9 protein-coding genes are annotated in these 7,063 nt (G+C 41.7%); 5 read left to right on the top strand and 4 right to left on the bottom strand.

All coding sequences use genetic code 11. The features are described 5' to 3' along the window. The 5 genes from ACFPOH_RS03055 to ACFPOH_RS03035 all read left to right on the top strand — a co-directional run. On the top strand, positions 1 to 185 hold a 185-nt coding region (locus ACFPOH_RS03055; RefSeq protein ID WP_390308822.1), incomplete at its 5' end, for a hypothetical protein. 207 nt (positions 186 to 392) lie between these two features. Next, positions 393 to 1,802, top strand: a complete 1,410-nt coding sequence (locus ACFPOH_RS03050; RefSeq protein ID WP_390308823.1) for a glycoside hydrolase family 18 protein — start codon at positions 393 to 395, stop codon at positions 1,800 to 1,802. Positions 1,803 to 2,160: 358 nt separating this feature from the next. Continuing rightward, the gene (locus tag ACFPOH_RS03045; protein WP_342470812.1) at positions 2,161 to 3,249 is read left to right on the top strand and encodes an N-acetyltransferase DgcN family protein; all 1,089 of its coding nucleotides are present in this window, start codon (positions 2,161 to 2,163) and stop codon (positions 3,247 to 3,249) included. Beyond that, a complete protein-coding gene (locus tag ACFPOH_RS03040; protein WP_342470811.1) occupies positions 3,246 to 4,388 on the top strand; it encodes an alanine/ornithine racemase family PLP-dependent enzyme in 1,143 nt (380 codons plus the stop codon). The genes ACFPOH_RS03045 and ACFPOH_RS03040 overlap by 4 nt, the downstream gene beginning before the upstream one ends. 177 nt (positions 4,389 to 4,565) lie before the next feature. Next, complete coding sequence (locus ACFPOH_RS03035) at positions 4,566 to 4,730, top strand: YfhD family protein (protein ID WP_342470810.1); 165 nt, start codon at positions 4,566 to 4,568, stop codon at positions 4,728 to 4,730. Positions 4,731 to 4,864: 134 nt separating this feature from the next. Here the strand turns inward: ACFPOH_RS03035 and ACFPOH_RS03030 are convergent, their stop codons facing one another. The 4 genes from ACFPOH_RS03030 to sfsA all read right to left on the bottom strand — a co-directional run bounded on the left by ACFPOH_RS03030 (position 4,865) and on the right by sfsA (position 7,031). Continuing rightward, on the bottom strand, positions 4,865 to 5,650 hold the full coding sequence (locus tag ACFPOH_RS03030; protein WP_390308821.1) for a nucleotidyltransferase domain-containing protein: 786 nt from the start codon (positions 5,648 to 5,650) through the stop codon (positions 4,865 to 4,867). Between the two features lie 66 nt (positions 5,651 to 5,716). Next, a complete protein-coding gene (locus tag ACFPOH_RS03025; RefSeq protein WP_342470808.1) occupies positions 5,717 to 5,932 on the bottom strand; it encodes a DUF1540 domain-containing protein in 216 nt (71 codons plus the stop codon). 154 nt (positions 5,933 to 6,086) lie between these two features. Further along, positions 6,087 to 6,260, bottom strand: a complete 174-nt coding sequence (locus ACFPOH_RS03020) for a hypothetical protein (RefSeq protein ID WP_342470807.1) — start codon at positions 6,258 to 6,260, stop codon at positions 6,087 to 6,089. An 84-nt stretch (positions 6,261 to 6,344) separates the two neighbouring features. Continuing rightward, positions 6,345 to 7,031: a DNA/RNA nuclease SfsA gene (gene sfsA / locus ACFPOH_RS03015; RefSeq protein ID WP_390308820.1), complete on the bottom strand. Its 687-nt coding sequence runs from the start codon at positions 7,029 to 7,031 to the stop codon at positions 6,345 to 6,347. Between the last annotated feature and the right edge of the window lie 32 nt (positions 7,032 to 7,063).

Below are 7,063 nucleotides of genomic sequence, written 5' to 3'. Positions count from 1 at the left end.
GTCGCAGGAAAGCTTTTGCTTTGCGACTAAGCGTGCGCGACAGGAGCACTCGCCCCGTCACTCCAATCAATTTTTTACAAAAATTCTTTTTGCAGCTCGTTCACTTTATTAGTTATGTCCCAGCCTCTTTTTTATGGCCACATCGGCTGATTGGCGCTGCCTATTTCACTTTATTTGCCCCTTGAATGATAAATCCGGTTTACGAAGAGAAAACTCGTCCGATTTCTTTCGGGTCATCGGTTTTAAAAGCATTTGTTCCGTCCCCTACAGGTGCAAGGAGGCTGCCGTAATCAAAGCCTTCAACTGCGGGAGACTTTCTTTTTTCAATATGCATATGAAATTGCCGGCTGGAACATATATTGCAGTATGAAAAGAAGAAAGGAGGTTTTTATCTGAGAATTCACGTTGTTCAGCAAGGAGACACCCTTTGGAAATTGGCTAATTTATACTATACGAGCATGAATGCCATTGTCCAGCTTAATCAACTTCCAAATCCCCAATCATTGCTCATTGGCCAAGCAATTCTGATCCCGGATACAACAACTCCCCACATCATTCAATTCGGAGAAACATTGTGGTCGATTGCAAGTGCTTACGGCGTATCTATCCAGTCCATTCAACAAGCAAACCCTGCCATCAATCCTTACAATTTAATCCCCGGAACAACGATTTACATCCCTCCACGGTTACACATGGTTCAACCAGGAGAAGCCCTGTGGCAAATTGCAGCTTATTACGGAACAACAACAGAAGCCATTGTAAAACAAAACGGTCTGCGAAGCCCGGATAACATCTACCCTGGAATGATGCTCATCATCCCAAGACCAAAACCATCCATCGAAGTCAATGCTTATTCCTATCAGCAGGATGCAAACGGGGCGGATTCCGTCAATGCGGTGGGCAACTTGCTTACGTATTTCACCCCGTTTTCCTACATGATCAAAGAAGATGGAACGTTGGAACCTTTTGCTGATGAGTTGATGCTCAGCGCGGCAAAATCCAAACAAGCGGTGCCGATGTTGGCGATCTCGAATTTTTCATCAACCAGCACAGGTTCAAACTTGGCCCACGCCATTTTATCGAATCAGGAATTGAAGGAAAAATTAATCGACAGTTGCATAAAGGTCATGGATGAAAAAGGCTACCGCGGGTTAAACATCGATTTTGAATATGTGCTGCCGGAAGATCGGGAAAATTATAATGAATTTTTGCAACTGGCCGTTAACCGGCTTCATGAGAAGGGATATTTCGTTTCAACCGCTCTTGCGCCGAAGACGGGTTCGGAACAGGAAGGTCTGCTTTATACCGCCCACGACTATGAAGCCCACGGGCGCATTGTCGACTTTGTCATTTTGATGACTTATGAGTGGGGTTGGAGGGGAGGTCCGCCGCAAGCCATTTCGCCGATCAACCAAATAAGACGTGTGGTGGAGTATGCGGTAACCATCATTCCTCCCGAGAAAATCTTTTTGGGGTTCCAAATTTATGCAAGGGATTGGAAAGTGCCGCATGTGGAAGGTGCAATTGCTGAAACCTTCAGCCCTCAGGAAGCCATTCGACGGGCAACCCAATATAAAGCAGAAATCTTATATGACGAAACCGCCCAATCCCCCTTTTTCCGATATGTGGATCAAAACGGGCAAGCCCATGAAGTATGGTTTGAAGATGCAAGAAGCGCCGCCGCCAAATTCAAACTGGCCATCGAATATAAATTGCGCGGTATCAGTTATTGGGCTTTAGGATATCCTTTTCCGCAAAATTGGGCATTATTAAATGATTATTTCAACATTATTAAACTTTAAAAATAATATTCTACTATAAGCGGTGCAAACATACATTATTGTTTGTGCCGCTATTTTTTGCCATTATCCGCTCCTTTTATGTTTCAATTCTCAATATTTATGCAGACTAAAGATACAAAAGTTACAAAATTTCTAAAGTTTTTAGCTAAAAAAAGGAAATTTTAATGAATTTTGTTTCTATTTTTTGCGTAAAAAATTTAATATCCATATAATTTAAATTAATGAAATAATTAAAAAATTAAATGATGAACTATTTATTTCTAACATCTTATTACATCATGTTTTTGCTTCATGATTTTACACTTCCAAAAGCAGTAGAAATATTGTCGTGATTCTTCGGTTTATGGAGGGATGAAACATGAAGAAAAAAGCAATCATCTATTGTGAAGGCCAATTTGGCTCTATGGATGGGAAAACCGCGAATGGTCTGGTTCGCGAGCCGGGATACTACGACATCATTGCCGTCATAGACAGTACAAAGAGCGGTTTGGATGCCGGCGAGTATCTCGATGGAGTCAAAAATGGCATCCCTTTATGCAAAAACCTCGAAGAAGCTTTATCAATTTCCAAAGAAAAACCAACTCATTTCATCCTCGGAATCGCCCCTGGTGACGCTTTTTTAAAAGATGAAGAAAGGTCTGTCATTTTCGAAGCCATGAAGGCCGGTTTAAATATTATCAACCCATTGCAAGAATTTCTGACTGAAGATGAAGAAATGATGAATGCCGCCAAAAAATACAACGTCACAATTCGCGACATTCGAAAGCCGAAACCAAAAAAAGAGTGGCATTTATTTACTGGCGGCATCTTAAATATCCATACGCCCATTATTGCCGTTTTAGGGACAGACAGCGCTTGCGGAAAACGGACTACCGCGAAAATACTTGAAAAAGGATTCAGGAACCGCGGGTTTAAACCTGTCTTTATCGCAACCGGACAAACCGGTTTAATTCAAGGTGCAGAATATGGTTTTGCAATGGACGCTTTCCCGCTTCAGTATCTAATCGGAGAACTGGAAGGGGAGATATTGCGGGCGCACAAAAACGAAAATCCAGACATCATCATTGTGGAAGGGCAAGGGGCACTCAGTCATCCCGCCTATGCCAGCTCATGCGGTATTTTAAAAGGGGCACGGCCACAAGCGATCATTTTGCAGCATCCACCAAAACGGAAAGTATTAGGCGATTTTCCGTTTATGCCGATGCCGGATCTCCAAGAAGAAATTAACCTGATTGAACATTACGGAAACACGAAAGTCATTGCCATCACGTTGAACCACGAAAATATGACAGATGAAGAAATCGACCAAACCATTGTGGAATATGAAAAGAAATTGCATTTGCCTGTCAGCGATGTGTTGAAAAAGGGCGACGAAAAAATTATTAATGCAATCATCGATTTCTTCCCATCTTTAAAAGCCAAAGAAAAGGTTGTGAGTTCAAAATGAAATTGAAACCGGTACCTCGAATTGAAATCAATCTGGATAAAATTCAACACAACGCTGCGGTCTTAAAACATTTATGTGAAGCAAAAGGGGTGGAAGTAACGGGGGTTGTAAAAGGGGTTTGCGCGGATTTGCAAATCGTTAATGCGTTGATTCAGGCAGGCATCACGAGACTTGCCGTATCAAAAACGTTTCATTTGGAAAAATTGAAAAAGGCAAAAATCAACGCTACCCTCATATTGCTTCGAACCCCTGGAATATCGGAAGTTCCGGCTGTCGTCAAATATGCGGATATCAGCATGAACTCAGAAATGGATGTTATTCGCGCATTGTCCAATGAAGCGGTGAAACAGGGGAAAACCCATAAAATCATAGTGATGGTGGAAATGGGGGACCTTCGTGAAGGTGTAATGCCGAAAGATCTTCCGGCATTTATAAGTGAGGTAATGCAGCTTCCGGCAATAGAAATTGCCGGTATCGGCACGAACTTCGCTTGTTTCGGAGGCGTTCTGCCTACAGAAGAAAAAATGAGGGAATTCTCTTCCATTGTGGAAAAAATAAAACGTCAATTCGCTTTGCAACTTCCGATTGTTTCCGGAGGCAACTCCGCCAATTTAAAATGGCTTCTTGAAACGGATGATATCGGATCAGTCAATGATATACGCCTCGGCGAATCGATTCTGTTAGGAAGAGAAACCACTGAAGGCGGGATTATACCCAATCTTTATCCCGATACTTTCAAATTTGTTGCAGAAGTCATTGAAGCCAAACAAAAACCTTCTTCCCCTTATGGCTATCGGGGAAAAAACGGCTTTGGCGAATCCATCGAGTTCCAAGAGCATGGATGGATCAACCATATTCTCGTGAATGCAGGCAGACAGGATGTGTTTGTCCCTGGTTTATCGCCGACGAAGCCGATAAAAATCCTTGGGGCAACCAGCGACCACATTGTAATAGACGGGAAAAAACACCAATTTGAGGTTGGAGATGAAATCACTTTCACTCCAAACTATGCAGCGGTACTTTCTTTAATGACATCTCCATACATCCATAAGACATATATTGAATTCACAGGAAGCAAACATGAAAAACCAAACAATGTATACAGCATCTATAAACAAAAATTTCTTCCAAAACATTAGTTCATCATCATGGTCGGGGATGCTTGTCCAATTCAAGCATCCCCATTTTTATGCCTGAAAGGAGCTTCATTCGTTTTAAATTATTCCTCTTTCTCCTTCAATTAATACACTCTTTGGTGTGATAAAAAAATCGCTTCTTCCCATATTAAAATTACCTGAACAAAAAGGAGGTCTACTATGGGAAGAGATAACAAACAAGGCAAAACAAAGAACGCCGAGGCTTTACCGCAAACACCAAAACAAGAAAAAATTCCGGCCAGACTTGCAAGGGAAGAGTTTTCCCGTGAATTGTCAGAACTTGAAAAGTTGGTATTGAAAAGAAGGGGAAAAATTAAAAAATAACGGCAATCATGGTGGAATTCACAACGGAAGCGGCAAGCTTTTCGTCCTGTGAATTCCATCATTTTTATTTTGAAAAAAACTTAAAGATCTTTTTCGAAATGTCCTTATCAAAATGTATGGTCCGAATGGCTTTTTTAAAATTCGCCCCATGCCTCTTTTAATGTCATTCGGAATAATTCATCCAGTTGGGCTGTCGGATCCTTTTTCTCTCCATGCCATGTTCCGGCTGCTTCAATCAAGAAATTCAATTCTTTCTCTATATAATCATTCAGACAGGGAATCGGATGGACTGCATCCTGCTCACCGCAAATTTTCACTTCGACCAAATGCTCCAGTTCCTTTTTCAACTGTTTAGGCAGATGCGCATGTTCAATCAACGGTTGAAAATTCAGCGGTGGAATTTCATGAAATTGTACGATCCATTTGCCGGCCAACAAGGACCGAAAAGCGTTCAAGTAATTTTTTATCTTCACATCCTTTCCATGGAGTGAAGACCAATTGTTTTTCGCTATTTTTATGTAATGGAAAAGCATCGATTGAGGGTTAAACACCTCTTTCTCCAATAAGCGCAGCCCGGAAATAAAACCCGTTTGCTGCAAGTAAACTTCACCGCTTCTCATCCATTCCAATATGGCGGGATTGCTTTTTCGAAACAGCCTTAATGCTTTCGTTATTTCCCAACCGCTAATATCGAGATGATCCTCTATTGGCAGCTCAATTACATCCCGTTTTTTCCCCATTCCTTGAGGATCGATGGTAAGATACCAATTCACCGAATGCACATAAATAAAACGCACATCATAATCACTGGCTTTTGACGCCAACCCCCAAGCCCTGCTGCCGGATTCAACGGCATATAACACTATTACCTGGTATTTCCGCTCAATCTCCCTTAATCGGGCGACAATGTTTTCAAACAATTTATGCACCTCCTCCAAAGAAAAAGAGGGGACTAAACAACCGTAGTCCCCCAAAAACGCCAGCCTTTATTTGCGTTCATTTTTTGGTCTGAAGGTTTTACAGCAAGTTTCTTCTGATGATTTGGCCTTTTCAGCAGCCTCGCGGAAATCGATTTCCGAACCAAACTCCGATGACTTATCTTTTGAATCCGTGTCAATCAGAATTTTTTCAGCACCACAAACATTCCCTTTTTTGTGGAAATAACAATTGGAGACTGTACAGTTTACGACTACATTTGGCATGGCAATCCTCCTCATCAAGTTAAAATGAGAAACAGCTGTACCATTTCTCAAGAGTATTTTGTGCATTCTGAAAAGGTTTATTTTGATAAAAAACCAGCATAAAAGTGAATTATTAACACAACCCATTATTCAATGGGAGATTTGCCATAGCCGATTAATGCCATAGGGTTCTTTCACTGACCGGCTCTTGTATGCGTTTTTTGCCCTCGTGGGAACTTGATTCAATGGTCATGTCAGAGGCAAATTCGGTGGACTCTTTGTTTTCGGATGGATGAACCTGAAGCTTCTGTTTGCTTTGCAACCCGCCTGTTTGTTGTTCGTTGGACATTTCAATCCTCCTCAATGGCCAAATTGGAACAAAACCAAAGTTTGTTCATTTTTAAAATGCTTCAAATTCATCTTTTTATGTAACCTATAAAATGACGGGAATTTGCTTGCCGATGGACATTTGATGTTCATCCACATGTGTTTCATATGCCAAAATTCGTACACCCTGTCTGGATGCTTGCACCAGTGCATCGGTGAAAGAAGGATCCGTTTCGCTATTTGGTGTGAAATAACGGCAGCCCTCCAATTGGATAATAAACAAGATAATCCCTTTATAACCTTCCGAGACCGCTTTTGCCAGCTCCCAAACATGCTTAGTCCCCCTTGCTGTGGGAGCATCCGGGAACATGGCAACACCATCCTTTTCCAACGTGACGCCTTTCACTTCAACAAAACCTTTTTCTTGTTCTGTTTCAAAGTATAAATCAAATCGGGAATCCCCATATTTGACTTCCTTTTTTAATTGCCGGAGATTACGGATTTCGGCAATTTCCCCTCCCGATATCGCTTCATACGCAACGGTGTTCGGCGCCTGTGAATCAATATTGACCCAAAGGTTGCCTTTTTTTGCCGCAATGAGGGAAAATTTCGTTTTCCGGTTGGGCTGGTCGCTCTCTTCCAAAAGCACCTCGGCATTCGGAAGCAGCAATTCTTTTAGCCGGCCCGTGTTTTTCACATGCACTTTTTCAATTTGTTCATCCAGATAGACTTCCGCAACAAAACGGTTTAAACGTCGATGAAAGATCGCCTTCTTGATTTTTTTGTAGTTCACCCAAATTCACATCCGTCTCATAAATATTGTAA

It is taken from the genome of Ureibacillus suwonensis (assembly GCF_042655065.1).
Taxonomy (GTDB): domain Bacteria; phylum Bacillota; class Bacilli; order Bacillales_A; family Planococcaceae; genus Ureibacillus; species Ureibacillus suwonensis.
The sequence above is the reverse complement of the archived record's forward strand: the minus strand, read 5'-3'. Positions and strand labels throughout refer to the sequence as shown.